The 16,656-nt window shown below is 70.2% G+C and carries 17 protein-coding genes; 7 read left to right on the top strand and 10 right to left on the bottom strand.

Annotated elements, in window-relative coordinates; translation table 11 throughout:
- Nucleotide 1: 1 nt before the first annotated feature.
- The 5 genes from MME74_RS09560 to MME74_RS09540 form a co-directional block, all read right to left on the bottom strand.
- Nucleotides 2-616: a copper resistance CopC family protein gene (locus MME74_RS09560; RefSeq protein WP_267414637.1), complete on the bottom strand. Its 615-nt coding sequence runs from the start codon at nt 614-616 to the stop codon at nt 2-4.
- Between the two features lie 119 nt (nt 617-735).
- On the bottom strand, nt 736-1,341 hold the full coding sequence (locus MME74_RS09555) for a hypothetical protein (protein WP_267414636.1): 606 nt from the start codon (nt 1,339-1,341) through the stop codon (nt 736-738).
- A 64-nt stretch (nt 1,342-1,405) separates the two neighbouring features.
- Nucleotides 1,406-2,761, bottom strand: coding sequence for a cryptochrome/photolyase family protein (locus tag MME74_RS09550; protein ID WP_267414634.1), 1,356 nt, complete (start codon nt 2,759-2,761; stop codon nt 1,406-1,408).
- Between the two features lie 49 nt (nt 2,762-2,810).
- Complete coding sequence (locus MME74_RS09545) at nt 2,811-3,224, bottom strand: hypothetical protein (protein ID WP_267414632.1); 414 nt, start codon at nt 3,222-3,224, stop codon at nt 2,811-2,813.
- 64 nt (nt 3,225-3,288) lie between these two features.
- Complete coding sequence (locus MME74_RS09540; RefSeq protein ID WP_267414630.1) at nt 3,289-4,239, bottom strand: alpha/beta hydrolase; 951 nt, start codon at nt 4,237-4,239, stop codon at nt 3,289-3,291.
- Nucleotides 4,240-4,401: 162 nt separating this feature from the next.
- On the opposite strand from MME74_RS09540, the gene MME74_RS09535 reads away from it, so the two are divergent.
- From MME74_RS09535 to MME74_RS09515, 5 genes are all read left to right on the top strand, one after another.
- On the top strand, nt 4,402-5,562 hold the full coding sequence (locus tag MME74_RS09535) for a sensor histidine kinase (protein WP_267414628.1): 1,161 nt from the start codon (nt 4,402-4,404) through the stop codon (nt 5,560-5,562).
- Nucleotides 5,559-6,224 carry a response regulator transcription factor gene (locus tag MME74_RS09530; protein ID WP_267414627.1) on the top strand — a complete coding sequence of 222 codons (666 nt, stop codon included), beginning with the start codon at nt 5,559-5,561 and terminating at the stop codon, nt 6,222-6,224. The genes MME74_RS09535 and MME74_RS09530 overlap by 4 nt, the downstream gene beginning before the upstream one ends.
- Before the next feature lie 160 nt (nt 6,225-6,384).
- Nucleotides 6,385-8,310: a threonine--tRNA ligase gene (gene thrS, locus MME74_RS09525; protein ID WP_267414625.1), complete on the top strand. Its 1,926-nt coding sequence runs from the start codon at nt 6,385-6,387 to the stop codon at nt 8,308-8,310.
- Nucleotides 8,307-8,861: an HIT family protein gene (locus MME74_RS09520; protein WP_267414624.1), complete on the top strand. Its 555-nt coding sequence runs from the start codon at nt 8,307-8,309 to the stop codon at nt 8,859-8,861. Before thrS ends, MME74_RS09520 begins: the two co-directional genes overlap by 4 nt.
- 17 nt (nt 8,862-8,878) lie before the next feature.
- Nucleotides 8,879-9,403: a hypothetical protein gene (locus MME74_RS09515; protein ID WP_267414622.1), complete on the top strand. Its 525-nt coding sequence runs from the start codon at nt 8,879-8,881 to the stop codon at nt 9,401-9,403.
- 165 nt (nt 9,404-9,568) lie between these two features.
- Here the strand turns inward: MME74_RS09515 and pdxY are convergent, their stop codons facing one another.
- Nucleotides 9,569-10,420, bottom strand: coding sequence for a pyridoxal kinase PdxY (gene pdxY / locus MME74_RS09510; RefSeq protein ID WP_267414620.1), 852 nt, complete (start codon nt 10,418-10,420; stop codon nt 9,569-9,571).
- 46 nt (nt 10,421-10,466) lie between these two features.
- A complete protein-coding gene (locus MME74_RS09505) occupies nt 10,467-11,774 on the bottom strand; it encodes an aminotransferase class I/II-fold pyridoxal phosphate-dependent enzyme (protein WP_267414618.1) in 1,308 nt (435 codons plus the stop codon).
- A gap of 91 nt (nt 11,775-11,865) precedes the next feature.
- Here MME74_RS09505 and pdxS point away from each other — a divergent pair, with 91 nt between their 5' ends.
- Both pdxS and pdxT read left to right on the top strand, forming a co-directional pair.
- The gene (pdxS, locus tag MME74_RS09500; protein ID WP_267414616.1) at nt 11,866-12,759 is read left to right on the top strand and encodes a pyridoxal 5'-phosphate synthase lyase subunit PdxS; all 894 of its coding nucleotides are present in this window, start codon (nt 11,866-11,868) and stop codon (nt 12,757-12,759) included.
- Nucleotides 12,749-13,360 (top strand): pyridoxal 5'-phosphate synthase glutaminase subunit PdxT, encoded by a 612-nt coding sequence (gene pdxT / locus MME74_RS09495; protein WP_267414614.1) that lies wholly within the window; start codon nt 12,749-12,751, stop codon nt 13,358-13,360. Before pdxS ends, pdxT begins: the two co-directional genes overlap by 11 nt.
- A gap of 228 nt (nt 13,361-13,588) precedes the next feature.
- Here the strand turns inward: pdxT and MME74_RS09490 are convergent, their stop codons facing one another.
- The 3 genes from MME74_RS09490 to MME74_RS09480 form a co-directional block, all read right to left on the bottom strand.
- Nucleotides 13,589-14,383 (bottom strand): phosphotransferase, encoded by a 795-nt coding sequence (locus MME74_RS09490; RefSeq protein WP_267414612.1) that lies wholly within the window; start codon nt 14,381-14,383, stop codon nt 13,589-13,591.
- A 115-nt stretch (nt 14,384-14,498) separates the two neighbouring features.
- Nucleotides 14,499-15,185, bottom strand: a complete 687-nt coding sequence (locus MME74_RS09485; RefSeq protein WP_267414610.1) for a dienelactone hydrolase family protein — start codon at nt 15,183-15,185, stop codon at nt 14,499-14,501.
- Between the two features lie 47 nt (nt 15,186-15,232).
- Nucleotides 15,233-16,603: a pyridoxal phosphate-dependent decarboxylase family protein gene (locus MME74_RS09480; protein WP_267414608.1), complete on the bottom strand. Its 1,371-nt coding sequence runs from the start codon at nt 16,601-16,603 to the stop codon at nt 15,233-15,235.
- Between the last annotated feature and the right edge of the window lie 53 nt (nt 16,604-16,656).

The raw sequence follows: 16,656 nt of genomic DNA, 5'->3' as shown, positions 1-16,656 counted from the left end.
TTCACAGGTCATCTGCCGCGGAACCGCCGGTCTCCGGCGGTGCGGCTGCCGTCCGGGGACGGCGAAGGAAACGAACGAGCACGAGCGTGAGGACGGCGACAGCCGCTCCGCCCGCGCCGATGAGCAGCACCCTCACGGTGCCGCTTGATCCTGCGTTCTGATCCGGTTGCTCTGACGGTTCCGGGGGAGCGTCCACTCCGCCACCGGTCGTCGCCGCCTCCATCGGATCGGCGTCGCCGACCGTGAAGGGGATGACCCCGGCGATCGGATGGCCGTCTTCCGACACGACCTGCCACCGCACCTGGTACCCGGCGACCGGCATCCCCGCGGCGAGCGGGGCGGTGACCGTGCGCCCGTCCACCGTGACATCTCCGGCGACCCAGTCCTCGCCCGACGCGTCGACGACGAGGACGACGGCCCCGGTCAGAGACGCGTCGAGGACCAGGAGTTCGCCGGAGAACGTCATCGCGATGCTCTCGGGCGGGGTCGCCAGCCGTTCATCGGCAGCGGGCGTGCTGGAGATCAGCTGGTCGTGGGCGGATGCCGGCGTGGCGATCGCGAAGGTCGCGACCGTCGCCAGCGCCAGCCCGGCCGCGATCCTGCGGACAGGGGACATGGGAATGGCCTCTCATCAGACGTCGCGCGTGCGACGTGCATGCGTGCTTTCAGAACCGCGCGCAGCGGACGCGCGCGGCGGGACGCACCACGGGTCCGCGAATCGGCCCCGGGTGCGGATCAGATCGCAGCGGTGAGAGGTGGGGCTCGACCCCGAAGAGTGGCGAGGAGCAGGAGGTCATCGGCCGCGGACACCGCGAAGCGGCCGCGGGGAGTGCGCACCGCGCGGAGGACCGGCAGCACCAGCACGAGATCGACCCGGCGACGCACCCAACGGACCAGTTGCACCGCGAGCTCGCGCGCCGCCAGGATCAGGCGCTCGCCCCGATGGAGGGCCGCCACCGTCAGCAGGGCCGCGAGACCGTGCCCGAGCCACATGGACGCGTCGGCGGTGACAGCCTCGGGGATGCCGGGCGTCGCCGGGATCACGAGCGGTGCGCCGTGCACGTGCGGTGCGGAGACGCCCGAGGGCGTGACGGTGCCGAGGACGAAGAGGGTGTGGAACAGGAACTGGCTGATCGCGACGGAGAGCCCGAGCCGGATCAGTGACAGCCTGCGGCCGGCCAGCAGCACGCAGATCATGAACGAGAACATCCACGGCACGAGGATGCCGAGGGCGCCGGGCATCTGGCCGCCGCCGGAGACGTGCCCCGCGAGTGCGACGAAGATGGCCAGTGACGAGGCGGCGAAGCCGCGGACGACGGCTGGCTTCCTGGACTCGGTCACGGCACCAGTCTGGCATGGAGTCCGTCACGACCCCGTTCCACGGGGCGCGAGGCCTCGCCGGCGCTCAGCCCCCGCGAGGACCGCGCGGGGCCCGCTTGACCACGTCGTACGCGGCGAGCGCGGCCTTGCGGGTCTCACCGAGGTCGACGATCGGCTCGGTCGGCGCATCCGAGGCCCACTGCGAGATGTAAAGCCCCTGCGGGTCGAACTTCTTCGCCTGGAGCTCGGGGTTGAATACGCGGAAGTAGGGCGCGGCGTCGGCACCGGAGCCCGCCACCCACTGCCAGTTGAACGGGTTGTTCGCCTCGTCGGCATCGACGAGTGTGTCCCAGAACCACTCCTCGCCGAGACGCCAGTCGATGAGCAGGTTCTTCACGAGGAAGGAGGCCACGACCATCCGTACGCGGTTGTGCATGTACCCCGTGTGCCAGAGTTCGCGCATCCCGGCGTCGACGAGCGGCACCCCGGTCTCGCCGTGCTGCCAGGCGTCCAGCTGCGCGGGGTCGAGGGGCGGCCAGGGGAACGCGTCGAACTCGGGGCGCAGGTTCGTGGTCGCCAGGTCGGGCGAGTGGTACAGCGTGTGCCAGGCGAACTCGCGCCATCTCAGTTCGGAGAGGAAACCGCCCGCGCCCTCGACGCCGACCGCCTCGTGCCACACCGTGAACGGACTGAGCTCCCCCCACCGCAGCCGAGGCGAGAGCAGCGAGGTCGCGCCGGCAGCGGGCTCGTCGCGCGCACGATCGTAGGAGGGGAGGTCGTTCTCGAGGAACTCCGTGAGGCGGCGTCTGGCCGCGGGCTCCCCGGGCTCCCAGGTCTCGCGGAGCCCTGCTGCCCAGTCCGGAGACGTCGGCAGGAGGCCCCAGTCGTCGAGCGCATCGGAGGCGGGGGGATGGTCGACGCCGGCGACGTCGCGCGGCTCGGCGAGCGGCGTCCGCGGAGCGGGAAGCGCGACGCAGGCGCGCCAGAACGGCGTGAACACGGAGTAGTGGGTGCCACTGCCGGTCGTGACGGTCCACGGCTCATGCAGCAGGGAGGCGGCGAAGGAGGTGACGTCGATGCCGTCGGCGCGCAGCGCGGTCTTGAGGCCGGCATCCACCGACCGCTCGGGGCCGCCGTACCGGCGATTCCAGAAGACGGCTCCGGCATCGATCTCGTCGGCCAGCTCCGACACCACGCGTTCCGCGGGGCCGCGGCGCAGCACCAGGAAACCTCCTCGATCACGCAGTCGCCCCCCGAGGGACTCCAGCGAATGATGCAGCCACCATCGCGCCGCGCCACCGAGCGGGCGGAAGCCCGGAGACTCCTCGTCGAGCACGAAGACCGCGACGATCGGTTCGCCGCGATCGATAGCGGCGCGCAGGGCGGGGTTGTCCGCCAGACGCAGATCGTCTCGGAACCAGACGAGCGAGGGGGAGACCATGGCCCCATTCTCGCTGACCGGAGCCCCTTCTTCGGCAGACGGGTTGAGATCAGCGCCGGCGCGTGCGGCGGGGATGCCCGCCCTCATCGCCCGTGGCCCACAGCGCCCACGCGACGAGCAGCGGCTGCAGGAAGAGACGACCGAACCGTCGGGCGTCGGTGTCGAGTCCGGGAGTCGAGCGCCGCGTGCGCCACTGGTGCACGTTGCCGGGGAACACCGCGGCGAAGAACGCGGCCGTCGCCCACCCGATCCTGCGCCGTTCCCGAGGGAGCGCGACGAGTCCGACGGCGAGCGCGACCTCCGCCGCCCCCGAGGCGATCACGATCGCATCCTTGTCGAGCCGCGTGATCCGGGTGGCCCAGTCGGGGACCACGACGCGGAACCCGCGGGTGCTGACGAAGTGCGTGACGCCGATGGCGCCGAGGGCGAGGGCGAGGATCCAGCGGGCGACTGTTCTGCTCATCCGCTCACGCTACAGGTGCGCGTCGGAAGCGCCATGCCTCCGACGCGCACCGGCGACGGATCGGTCAGCCGGCCGAGAGACCGCGTGCCTGCTCCCAGGCCCGGAAGCCCTCGGCGATCTCGGGGGAGTGCGTGTGGTGCAGATAGTGCTCGCCGTCCAGAGGCACCACGGTTCCATCCGCCACGGTCGCGGCCTGCTCCTCGTGGAGGGACAGCCATTCGGGCGTGGTCTCGTTCTCGGCCACCGCGAAGAGGAGGAGGGGCAGATCCTCCGGGAACGTCGTGCCGATCGCATCCGCGAAGTTGGTCCGGATATGGGACATCTCATCCAGGTAGGTCGGGCTGAGGGAGTTCCGGTTGCTCAGCAGCGTCATCTGCTCGCGCGACTCCGCCGAGAAGACGGACTCCTCGTCGTCGGCGCCGCCGAACGCGGTGAGCAGCCGGACGAGGCCGAGGTTCTTCGCCGCCCCCATCAGGCCGGTGGGAAACACGGTGTCCATGTGCGGCTGGCCCGGGACGCTGGTGTCGATGCCGACGAACGCCCGCACCTCGTCGGGATACCGGTTCGCGAACTCGATGCCGTAGATGCCGGCGATCGAGTGCCCCATGAGCACGTAGCTGTCGATGTCCAGGCTCTGGAGCGCCTCGTGGACCTCCGCGACGATGTTCTCGGTGGTGCGGGGCCGGTCGGTCCCGTCGCTCAGTCCGTACCCGAAGGGCTCCACCACGACCACGCGATGGTCCGCTGCGAGATCGTCCACCAGAGGCTCGAAGTCGAGCACGGGGGAGGCGGTGCCGAATCCGGGCAGCATCACGATGGTCTCCGGCCCGTCGCCCGTGATCAGGACGTTCACGTCGCGCCCGTCGACGCTCACGGTCTCGCCGTACGGCTCGATGCGATCGGCTTCGACACCCGTCGCCACGGCGTTGACGGTCGTCGTGGTGGCCAATCCCACCGCGATCACGGCACCGATCGCCGTCACGGTGATGAGCGCTCTCTTCGCGAACTTCTTCATGGACACCTCTCCCGGTCGCGCGGTGCGACCCTGTTCCAGCGTTCCTCGTCGCGTCCGTCGGCGCGTCCCCCCGGTGCAGACACCCGCGTACCGCGTTCGCGGTATGCGGATGTCGTCCTCACGGGGGACTCGCGGCCGGGAGAACCGCGGAATACTGGAGGGATGCCGGCGCCCGGAGCTCAGGGGATCGCGGCCGCGCTGCGGAGCGTCATCGTCTTCGCCGTGGTCGTCACCTTCGCCGTCCTGCCGTTCCCCGCCGAGGACTTCCGAGCCACCGGGTGGCTGCTGGTCCCCGCGCTCCTGCCTGCTGCGGCGGTGCTGGTCCGTCGTCGCGCGCCGTTCGTGGCTCTCGGGGCGAGTCTGTTCTGCGCGATCGTGCTCGCGTTCGCCGGTGTCGTCTCTCCCAGTGCGCTCCTGGCGGCCGCCTTCAGCTGCTACACGCTCGTCGATCTGCGCGGACGGCTGGTGGGAGCGGCCGGAGTCGTCGCCGCGGCGGTGGTCGTGTTCTTCTCGAACGGCCTCGCCATGGACGGCGACCTCTTCGACTCCGCCGCGCTCCAGTTCGTCCTGTTCCTCCTGCTCGCCGGTGCGCTGGGCGATGCCGCGCGCTCGCGTCGGGAGTTCGTCGCGGTGATGACGGAGCGGGCCGAGCGTGCCGAGCAGAGCCGCGACGACGAGGCGCGGCGCCGGGTGATGGAGGAGCGGGTGCGGATCGCCCGGGATCTGCACGACGTCGTCGCGCACCAGATCTCGGTGATCAGCCTCAACGCCGGGGTGGCGTCATCCGCCGTGGAGAGCAGGCCCGAACGTGCCCGGGAGGCTCTCACGACGATCCGCAGCGCATCGCGCACGGTGCTCACCGACATCGGCGGCCTCATGTCGCTGCTTCGCGCGGACGACGGCGACGACCCCTCCGATCTCCGTCCGCAGCATGGGCTCGCCGACCTCGATGCCCTGATCGAGCGGTTCGAGGAGGTCGGTCTCCGCGTCGACCTGCGGCGCGAGGATGACACCGTGGCGATGTCCCCGGCGAGCGACCATGTCGCGTATCTGGTCGTGCAGGAAGGGCTGACGAATGCGCACAAGCACGGCGCACAAGGGAGAGTCGCGGTGACGGTGCGCGCCGTCGACGAGGCGCTCGCTCTGACGGTCGCGAATCCGGTGGACCCGAGTGTCGTCCGCTCCTCGCCGAGCGGGCACGGGCTCCGTGGGCTCCGTGAACGGGTCTCCGCCGTCCGGGGCGAGGTGGCCGTGGAGAGCACGGGCGAGGATTTCGTCCTCTCCGTGCACCTCCCCACGAACGGACGGAGTATCCGCGCATGATCTCGGTTCTCGTGGTCGACGACCAGCCACTGGTCCGCCAGGCGGTGCGCGACATCCTCACGGACGGGGGGCTGCACGTGGTCGGCGAGGCCGCCACCGGGCGCGCAGCGGTCGCGTCCGCCGCCGAACTCGTCCCGGATGTGGTGCTGATGGACATCCGGATGCCGGACCTGGACGGGATCGCCGCGACCGCGCTGATCTGCGCCGCGCGTCCGGAGGGAAAGCCCCGGGTGCTGATCCTCACGACGTTCGAGGAGGACGACTACGTGGTCGCCGCTCTCCGCGCGGGCGCGAGCGGCTTCATCGGCAAGGGGGCGGAACCGGACGACATCGTCCGGGCGGTGCGCACGATCGACGCCGGGGAGTCGCTGCTGTCGTCCACGGCGACGCGCACGCTCATCGAGCGTTCGGTGCGCGGAGCCACCCCGCCGACGCCGGGCGCCCACGCGGAGGTGCTCGCCCGGTTGACGGCCCGTGAGCAGGAGGTGCTGGTGCTGGTCGCCGGAGGCCGGACGAACCAGGAGATCGCGTCGACGCTCACCATCTCGCCGCACACCGCGAAGACGCACGTGAACCGCATCATGTCGAAGGTGGATGCGCGCGACCGCGCCCAGCTGGTGATCCTCGCGTACGAGTCCGGAATCGTCGTCGCCGGAGGCTGAGCGCCTTCCGCGGCACGTCGTCGATCGGGCGTGTGCGGCGGTCAGGACCGCGTGATCATGCGAGTAACCTGGGTACCGACCCAGATGGAGAGTTTCTGTGCCTGAAAACGCCCGGCCGAATGACGGCTTCGCCCTGTTCACTGACCGAAACGTCGTCGCGATGCGCGTCAACGGCGATCTCAAGGATCTCGCCACGACCGTGACCGACACCGACGAGGTCGAGCCGGTCACGATCGACAGCCCGGACGGGTTGAACATCCTCCGCCACTCCGCGGCACACGTGCTCGCGCAGGCGGTGCAGCGGATCAACCCGCAGGCGAACCTCGGCATCGGCCCGCCCATCACGGACGGCTTCTACTACGACTTCGGCGTCGAGACCCCGTTCACGCCGGAGGACATCAAGGCCATCACGAAGGAGATGCAGCGCATCGTCCGTGAAGGCCAGCGCTTCGTGCGCCGTGTCGTGACCGATGACGAGGCGCGCGCCGAGCTCGCGGACGAGCCGTTCAAGCTCGAGCTCATCGGCCTCAAGGGCGGAAAGGAAGCCGCGGAAGGCGCCTCCGTCGAGGTCGGCGAGGGCGAGCTCACGATCTACGACAACACCACCCGTGACGGCGAGGTCGTCTGGAAGGACCTCTGCCGCGGTCCGCACCTGCCGAACACCCGCATGATCGGCAACGGCTGGGACCTCACCCGCATCGCGGCCGCCTACTGGCGCGGCAGTGAGAAGAACCCGCAGCTGCAGCGCATCTACGGCACCGCGTGGCCCACCAAGGACGAGCTGCGCGCCTACCAGCACCGTCTGGAGGAGGCCGCGAAGCGCGACCACCGTCGCCTCGGCAAGGAGCTCGACCTGTTCTCGTTCCCCGAGGAGATCGGCTCCGGTCTCTCGGTCTGGCACCCTCGCGGCGGTGTCATCCGCGGCGAGATGGAGCAGCACGCGCGCAAGCGCCACATCGAGGGCGGCTACACCTACGTGTACACGCCGCACATCTCGAAGGAAGACCTCTTCCTCACCTCGAACCACCTCGTCACGTACAAGGAGGGCATGTTCCCGCCGATCGTGATGGACGAGGAGCGCGACGACGAGGGCAACATCACCAAGCAGGGCCAGGACTACTACCTGAAGCCCATGAACTGCCCGATGCACATCCTCATCTACAAGGAGCGTGCGCGCAGCTACCGCGACCTGCCGCTGCGGCTCGCCGAGAACGGCACCGTGTACCGCAACGAGCTCTCCGGCGCCCTCCACGGCCTCACGCGTGTGCGTGGTTTCACCCAGGACGACTCGCACCTGTTCGTCACGCCCGACCAGCTCGAGGCCGAGGTCGCCAAGGTCCTCGAGTTCATCCTCTCGATGCTGCGCGACTTCGGTCTGACCGACTTCGAGCTCGAGCTGTCGATGAAGGATGACGAGAAGTCGAAGTGGATCGGCTCCGACGAGTTCTGGGAGTCGTCGACCGACGCCCTGCGTCGCGTCGCCGTCGCCTCCGGCCTCAAGCTGACCGAGGTCCCCGGAGAGGCCGCGTTCTACGGTCCGAAGATCGACCTCAAGACGCGTGACGCGATCGGTCGCACCTGGCAGCTCTCGACCGTCCAGGTCGACCCGAACCTGCCCGAGCGCTTCGACCTGGAGTTCATGGACAAGGACGGGCAGAAGAAGCGCCCGATCATGATCCACCGTGCGCTCTTCGGCTCGATCGAGCGGTTCTTCGCGATCCTGCTCGAGCACTACGCCGGTGACTTCCCGGTCTGGCTGTCGCCGCTGCAGGTCGTGGGCATCCCCGTCGCGGACGACTTCGCCGACTACCTCGGCGAGGTCGTCGACACGCTCCGCTCGCAGGGCGTCCGCGCCGAGCTGGACACGTCGGACGACCGGATGCAGAAGAAGATCCGCACCCACACGACCGGCAAGGTGCCGCTGCTGCTGATCGCGGGGGAGCAGGACCGTGCCGCCGGCACCGTGTCCTTCCGTTACCGCGACGGCTCGCAGGAGAACGGTGTGCCGATCGCGGACGCCGTGGCCCGCATCCGCGCCGCCATCGACTCCCACGCCCTCGTGCAGACGGCAGGGGACTTGGCGTGACCGAGGGGGAGCAGCCGCTGGAGGACGCCGGACTCCTCGCCGGAGTGCCGGACGAGTTCCAGCGGCTGTGGACCCCGCACCGGATGGCGTACATCCAGGCGGGACCGGAGCCGCTCCGTGAGGAGTGCCCGTTCTGCGAGGCGCCGAAGTTCCCCGATGCCGAGCGCCTGGTCGTGGCGCGGGGCCGGACGGCCTACGTGCTGCTGAACCTGTTCCCGTACAACTCCGGGCACCTGCTCGTCTGCCCGTACCGCCACATCGCGACGTACGATCAGGCGACCCCCGAGGAGGTCGCCGAGATCGGCGCGCTCACGCAGACCGCGATGCGGGTGCTGCGCGGGGTGGCACGGTGCGACGGCTTCAACCTCGGGATGAACCAGGGCGCGGTGGCCGGGGCCGGTGTCGACGCCCACCTGCACCAGCACGTGGTGCCGCGGTGGACCTCGGACGCCAACTTCTTCCCGATCATCGCGAAGACCAAGGCGCTGCCGCAGCTCCTCGGCGAAGTGCGGGAGGCCGTGGCGGCAGCCTGGCCGCAGCCGGAAGCCTGACCCGTACGGCCCGATCGATGACTCTGCCCTCGCGACGCATCGCATCCGTGGTGCTCCTCGGCCTCACGGCTTCGCTCGCCACCCTCCTCGTCGCCTGCACGCCGCCGTCGAGCCCTGAGCCCACGCCGACGAGCGTCGAGGACGAGGGGCGCGCGTTCTATCTCGCACAGGGCTACGGGGAGAACGAAGGACGGCTCACCCCCAAGACCCCCGAGCAGCAGCGACTGGTCGACGACGTGATCGAGAGCGGTGTCTGGGCCGGCATCCCCGACGAGGATGTCGCATGGATGAGCCTCGAACTCACGATCGACGTCTGCCTGGTGGCGATCGAGGACGAGCACCGTGTCGATGCCGCACAGGTCAGTGCGCACATCGACTCCTCAGACATCCTTCGCACCTGGTCGGATGCGTTCGAGGAGAGCGACCCCGGCCTGCCGTTCATGCTCGGTGGCCTCGCGATCTCGGGTATGCAGTACCTGTGCCCCGCCGACTACCCCGACTGGATCGCGGCGTATCGAGAGCTTCCGATCCCCACCGGGTGACCGGGTGGAGCGCGTTTCGTCTCGCTGCGCTCGCTCAACGACCGGGTGGTGTGGGCGTTTCGTCTCGCTGCGCCCGCTCAACGACCGGGTGGTGGGCGAAGGCCTCCCGCGCGAAGGGACGGTCGTTGAGCGAGGAGCGCAGCGACGAGACGAAACGTCCCCGGGTCAGCGCACCTGACGCGCGGTGAACTGCATCTGCGGGTTGGCGTAGAACTCCTGCGCCTCGACGAGCTGCAGCTCGCGCTCACCGGACTCCAGCGTGGCCTTGAGCAGGTCGTAGACGCTGGACGCGGTGCGCTCGAGCGCGGTCTTGGCGCTCCCGGTCTCGACGTAGTGCGCGGTGAACAGTGCCGCCGTGACATCGCCCGAGCCGTTCGCCTTCATCGGCAGGTGCGGGGTCTGCACGATCCAGGCACCATGCTCATCGGCGGCGAGCATCTCGATCGTGCCCTCTTCGCGATCCGGGCGCTCCACGCTCGTCACGAGCACCGTGCGCGGACCCATCGCGTGCGCGAGGTCGACCGAGGCGAGCGTCGACTCCAGCGTGTCCGGCTCGGTGTCGGTGAGGAAGCCGAGCTCGAACTGGTTCGGCGTGATGATGTCGGCGACCGGCACCACGCGTTCGCGCAGGAGCACCGGGATGGCCGGGGCGACGAAGCACCCGGACTTCGCGTTGCCCATCACCGGGTCGCACGCGTACAGGGCATTCGGGTTGGCGGCCTTCACGCGGGCGACCGCGTCGATGATCACGTCGCCGATGCCCTCGCCGCCCTGGTAGCCGCTGAGGATGGCATCGATGCCGCCGAAGACACCACGCTCCTCGATGCCGGTGATCACCTCGCGCACGTCGTCCGGGGCGATCAGGGGTCCGCGCCACGCGCCGTATCCGGTGTGGTTGGAGAAGTTCACGGTGTAGACCGGGAGCACCTCGACGCCGATGCGCTGCAGCGGGAAGACGGCGGCGGAGTTGCCGACGTGACCGTAGGCCACGGCCGACTGGATGGAGAGGATCTTCATTCTCCGGTCCTTTCGTACTGGGCGGGCCGGTGCCCGCACGGGATGGTCATCGCCCGGCGGCGACGAGGTCGGCGACGAGTGCCTCGGCATCGTCGTCGGACAGGTCGTGCACGGTCAGGCGCAGATGGTGCGACGGGTCGGCGCGGTCGTCGAGGGCGAAGTCGTCGCCGGTGCGCGCGAGCCACCCGCGCCGCATCAGACGGTCGGCGACGGTCCGGGCGGGCTGCCCGAGCTCGACCCACAGGCTCAGCCCGTCGGATGCCGTCGCGTCGATGCCTCCGGCGCGCAGTCGATCCGCGAAGGCGGTGTTCCGCTCCGCGTAGTGCGCGGCCGCGCCGGCGACCTCGGCCATCACGGACTCGTCGGTCAGCTGCGTCAGCGCGAGGCGCTGGAGCAGGTGGCTGACCCAGGTGGTGCCGGGGCTCAGCCGCATCGCGAGGCGCTCGGCCGTCTCGGCATCGGTCGCGGCGATCGCGAGGCACATGTCGGGGCCGAGGAACTTCGACACCGATCGGACGAGCGCGAACCGGCGGTGGTCGGGCCCGATGAGCGACTCGTAGGGCCGCTGGGACAGCATCGAGAAGTGGTCGTCCTCGATGATCAGCACGTACGGGTGGTCGGCGAGCACAGCGCGCAGCTCCGCCGCCCGCGTCGCGGTGAGGCTCGCTCCGGTCGGGTTCTGCGCCCGCGGGGTGCAGATGACGGCGCGGACACCCGCGTCCAGCGCCGCGCGCAGCCCGTCCACGGTCATGCCCTCGGAGTCGACGGGCACCGGGACCGCGCGGTAGCCGCCCAGTCGCACGGTGTGGATGCTCGCCAGGAAGCAGGGGTCCTCGAGGGCCACCGCGTCGTCGCGCATCAGGGCCTGTGCGAGCAGCCGCTCGACCGCGTCGACGGCTCCGCTGGTGATGGTGATGCGGAAGTCGACGTCGTCCAGGTCGGTCGCGATCCACCGCCGCGCCCACTCGTCGAGTCCGCGATCGATCACAGGCTCTCCGTACAGCACGGGGCGCGAGGCGATGGTCATCAGGGCCGGTGCCGGGTCGGGGATGAGGCGCGGGTCGGGGTTGCCCGTGCCGATGTCGCGCAGAACGGTGTCGGGGGCGTAGCCCTCCTGCGCCACCGTCTCGAGTCCGGCCACGACCGTGCCGGCGCGGCCGCGCGAGATCACCAGGCCGGCCTGTGCGAGCTGCCGGTACGCGGCGACGGCGGTGTTGCGGTTGACGCCGAGCGTGGCCGCCAGCTCCCGCACCGGCGGCAGCAGGCTGCCGGGCTGGAGGATTCCGCGGTCGCGCAACGCCCGCACGCTGTCGGCGATCTCCGACGCGGTGGTGCCTGTGATCTGGTCGCTCATGGTCCTCCTCTGCGATTCTAGGTCGAATCGGACAGTGCTATGTTTGACATAGATCAAACCCGAATTCGGTGCATCCGACAGGAGTTCCCCCATGACCGAGCAGACCACCACCGGATCCCCGCGCGTCAAGCGCGGCCTCGCCGAGATGCTCAAGGGCGGCGTCATCATGGACGTCGTCACGGCCGAGCAGGCGAAGATCGCCGAAGACGCCGGAGCCGTCGCCGTCATGGCGCTCGAGCGCGTGCCCGCCGACATCCGCGCTCAGGGCGGCGTCTCGCGCATGAGCGACCCCGACATGATCGACAGCATCATCGACGCGGTCTCCATCCCGGTGATGGCGAAGGCCCGTATCGGACACTTCGTCGAGGCACAGGTCCTGCAGGAGCTCGGCGTCGACTACATCGACGAGTCCGAGGTGCTCTCGCCCGCGGACTACGTCAACCACATCGACAAGTACGGCTTCACGGTGCCGTTCGTGTGCGGTGCCACCAACCTGGGCGAGGCGCTGCGCCGCATCAACGAGGGCGCCGCGATGATCCGCTCCAAGGGCGAGGCCGGCACCGGCGACGTCTCCGAGGCGATGAAGCACATCCGCAAGATCCGCGGCGAGATCGCCGCCCTCACGGCCCTGCCGAAGGACGAGCTGTTCGTCGCGGCCAAGGAGCTGCAGGCGCCCTATGAGCTCGTGGCCGAGATCGCCGAGACCGGCAAGCTCCCCGTCGTGCTCTTCGTGGCCGGAGGGGTCGCGACCCCGGCGGATGCCGCGATGATGATGCAGCTCGGCGCCGACGGCGTCTTCGTCGGATCGGGCATCTTCAAGTCCGGCAACCCGGTCGAGCGCGCCAAGGCGATCGTCAAGGCGACGACGTTCTACGACGACGCCAAGGTCATCGCCGAGGTCTCGCGCGGTCTCGGAGAGGCGATGGTCGGCATCAACGTCAGCGACCTTCCCGCACCCCACCGGCTCGCCGAGCGTGGCTGGTAACACCCGCGTCGGAGTGCTCGCGCTGCAGGGCGACGTGCGCGAGCACGCCGCCCTGCTCGCGGGCCTCGGTGCCGACGTCGTGCTCGTGCGTCGCCGCGAGGAGCTGGCCTCGGTCGACGGGCTCGTGCTCCCCGGCGGCGAGTCCAGCGTGATCGACAAGCTGTCCCGCATCTTCGGCATACAGGGTCCGATCCGCGAGCGCATCGCGGCGGGACTTCCGGTCTACGGGACGTGCGCGGGGCTCATCCTCCTCGCCGACACCGTGCTCGACGGGATCGACGGGCAGGAGTCCTTCGGCGGGATGGACGTCGAGGTGCGCCGCAACGCCTTCGGACGGCAGACCGAGTCGTTCGAGACGGAACTCGACGTCCCGGTGCTGGGGGAGCGGGCCGTGCGGGCGACGTTCATCCGCGCGCCGATCGTCGAACGCGTCGGGTCGCACGTGGACGTGCTGGCCTCGCTCGCGGACGGCACGATCGTCGCCGTCGAGCAGGGGAGTCTCCTCGGCACGAGCTTCCATCCCGAGGTCGACGGGGAGACACGCTTCCACGAGCGCTTCCTCGAGAAGGCACGTGCGTTCGCGGGAGTCGGCGCCCGATAGCCTGCATCGCGATCACTCGACCGCGAGCGTGCGGAGTGTCTCGCTTTGAAGGGCTGCTGCCGTCGGCGCGAGAGCGTCACGCCGCGCGATTCTGATCCCGTCGGAGAAGCGCGGCGAGCCACCGCAGGGCGGGGAGCGCCTGCGCGCGCTGGAACGCCCGGAGGCCGGGAAGCTGTGGAATCTCAGGCTGCGCCTGCTGGTACCAGAGGAATGACGCGAAGGCGGAGATCACGGGGAGCAGGGCGGCCTGGGGTGGCGCACCGTGCTCTTGGAAGACGCCCATGCTTCCTCGCAGGACGGCCCGCCGGACGCCTCGACGCTCGGCAGCAGACAGGGCAGGTCGATCCACGCTGCCCCCCGGCGCGCGTGCGGCCAGTCCAGCAGGTGTGCTCGCCCGTCGCTGATCAGGATGTTGTCGGCGCGCACGTCGTCGTGCACGATGACGTCGCCGTGCAGTGCGTCGCCGAAGCCCTCTTCGAGGCGTAGGAGCTGCGGCATAAGAGCCGGCAGATCGTGTGGCAGTGCGCCGAGGAGGTGCGGGTCCGCCGCGATCTCCTTCCAGCGGGTGAAGCCCGGGACCATATGGTCCTCCGCCCGGGGCATCTCCGTCGGTGCGGGGGTGGTCGCCAGGGTTCGCAGCGCGCGCGCCACGGCGTGCAGGTCCTGGATGGTCCACGGCTCGCCCGGGTGGTGCCCATCGATCGCCTCGATGACGAGTGCGGCACCCACGGCATCGTCGACGGCGGCGAGAAGGCGCGGGGCGATCGGGGTCGGCAGATGAGCGAGCGTGCGCATCTCCTCGCGAAGGAAGAGCAGGGAGTCCGCGTGCCAATCGGCAGCAGAGGCCTTGACGAACGCGTGACCGGCGGTGGTCGTCACGACACCCGCGTACGAGGCGCTGAAGCCGCCGTGAGCGGGTTCGTTCGTCACGAAATCGCCGCCGATCGCCGCGACGATCTGCGCACGGAGGGGGAGGGGAAGACTGGCCCAGGCGGGTCGGAGGCGGTCCGCTCCTGCGTTCATCGTGCCGTGCCCCCTGCATCGTGACGGTCCCGCCGGTGCGGAAGTTCCTCGACGCTAGCAGGGATGGGAGCGACCGCGCGCGACGAGACTCGAGCGCCGTGCGACCGCCCGAGCGTCAGGACGCGCGCCGCTGGGAGAGCAGCCAGTCGTAGAGCTCGGGGTTCTCGTACGTCTCGGTCCAGGAATCGTGACCGACGCCCGCGTATCGCGTGAACCGCGCGTCGGCGTCGAGCGATCGGAGCTCCGTCACGATCTGCTCGGTGGCGGAGATCGGCACGACATCGTCGGCGTCGCCGTGAAACGCCCAGACGGGCAGGCTGCTGATCGGCGCCGCGCTCTGCATCCACAGTCCGCCGCAGACGGGCGCGATCGCGGCGAACCGATCCGGGTAGCGCACCGCCAGGCTCCAGGTCCCGTATCCGCCCATGCTGAGTCCGGTCACCGAGACGCGGGCGGGATCGATGCGGTGTGCGGCGACGACCTCATCGAGCAGGACGGACAGGGTCGAGAGCTCGGTGACCCACTGACTCGACTCGGCGCACTGGGGCGTGACGAGGATGAAGGGGAACTCGTGGCCGGCGTCCGCCAAGCTCGGTGGGCCGTGCACCGCGGCGAGGTCGAGGTCGGAGCCGCGTTCGCCCGCACCGTGCAGGAACAGGACGAGAGGCCAGAGCCGGTCCGGATCGGCGTCGTACTCGTCCGGCAGATGCACGAGGTATCGCAAGGAGTCCGCCGGTGTCGGCTCGCCGTCGCGGACGTCCGATGAGCGGTCGGCAGGAGTGATGTGTCGCGATCGGCGCATGCATCCATCCTGCTCCACTCGCGCCGTTCGTGAGAGAGCGGGATGCGCTATACGGCGACCAGCGCGCGGATCGCCTGCACGGTGCGCTCGATGTCGGCCGGGGTCGTCGCCCAGGACGACATCGAACAGCGCAGAGCCGCGCGCCCTCGCCACTCGGCGCCGGTGAGCGCCGCGGTGCCCTCGTCCAAGATCGCGGCGCCGAGCGCTCGCGTGGCGTCGTCGGAGTCCACGCGGAACATCACCTGGGTGTACTCGACGTCGTTCAGGATCTGCACGGCATCGATCGCCGCGAGCCCGGACGCCATGGCCACGGCGTTCGCGTGCAGGCGGTCCAGCAACCCGGCGATCCCCGAACGTCCCAGGCTGCGGAGCGCTGCCCACGCCGGCACGCCGCGCGCTCGACGCGAGAGCTCCGGGGTGACGTCCCACGGGTCGAGCCCTGAATAGATCAGATAGTCGCCTCCGGTGCGGAACGCGGCGATGGAGTCGGCCGGATCGCGCACGATCGCCATGCCGCAGTCGTACGGCACGTTCAGCGTCTTGTGGGCGTCGGTCGCCCAGGAGTCGGCATCCGCCATGCCGGCCGTGAGATGGCTCAGGGCGGGAGACGCCGCCGCCCACAGTCCGAAGGCCCCGTCGATGTGCACCCAGGCGCCGTGTCGGTGCGCGATCGGGATCAGCGCGGCGAAGTCATCGAAGGCGCCGGTGTGCACCTCTCCCGCCTGGAGACACACGATGAGGGGTCCCTCTCCGCCGACGAGAGCCTGCTCGAGCCCATCGGCGCTCATGCGTCCCTGGTCGTCCGAGGGGACGACCGTCAGCTCCGCGCGCCCGATCCCGAGGAAGCGTGCGGCGCGGTCGACGGAGCCGTGTCGGTCGGCGCCGACGACGAAGCGCAGCGGGGGAGAACCGCGGAATCCCTGCTCGGCGACGTCCCGTCCCGCGCGCGCCAGCGCAGCGTGCCGCGCGGTGGCGAGGCAGGTGAAGTTGGCGAGCTGCCCACCCGTGACGAAGCCGACGCTGGCGGTCGCCGGGAGACCGAAGAGGTCGAGCATCCACTGCCCGGCGACGCGTTCCATCGCGACCGTGGCGGGTGTGAGGGTCGACGATCCCGAGTTCTGATCCCACGCCGAGACGAGCCAGTCCGCGGCCAGGGCTGCCGGATGGGTGCCGCCGATCACGAAGCCGAAGAATCGGCCGCCGGGGATCGCCACGAGCCCGGGATCGGCCAGCACGGCCATCTCCTCGACCACTGCCGCGGCGTCCAGTCCGTGGTCGGGGAGCGGGCCGCCGAACTCGGCCAGCATGTCGTCGAGTGATGCCCGAGGCCACACCGGTCGCTCGGCGACCGAGTCCAGGAAGCGGAGCGCGGCGTGATGCGCGGCGTCGAGCGCACGAGACCTGTCGTCAGGAGCCATCCCGTTCATGCCTCAGGCCTACACCCGGGTGCCGTCTCGCGCCAGAGGCCGCA

The organism is Microbacterium oxydans (genome assembly GCF_026559675.1).
In the GTDB taxonomy this organism is placed as follows: Bacteria; Actinomycetota; Actinomycetes; order Actinomycetales; family Microbacteriaceae; genus Microbacterium; species Microbacterium oxydans_D.
Note: the sequence above shows the minus strand (reverse complement) of the source record. Positions and strands in the feature narration are given on the sequence as shown.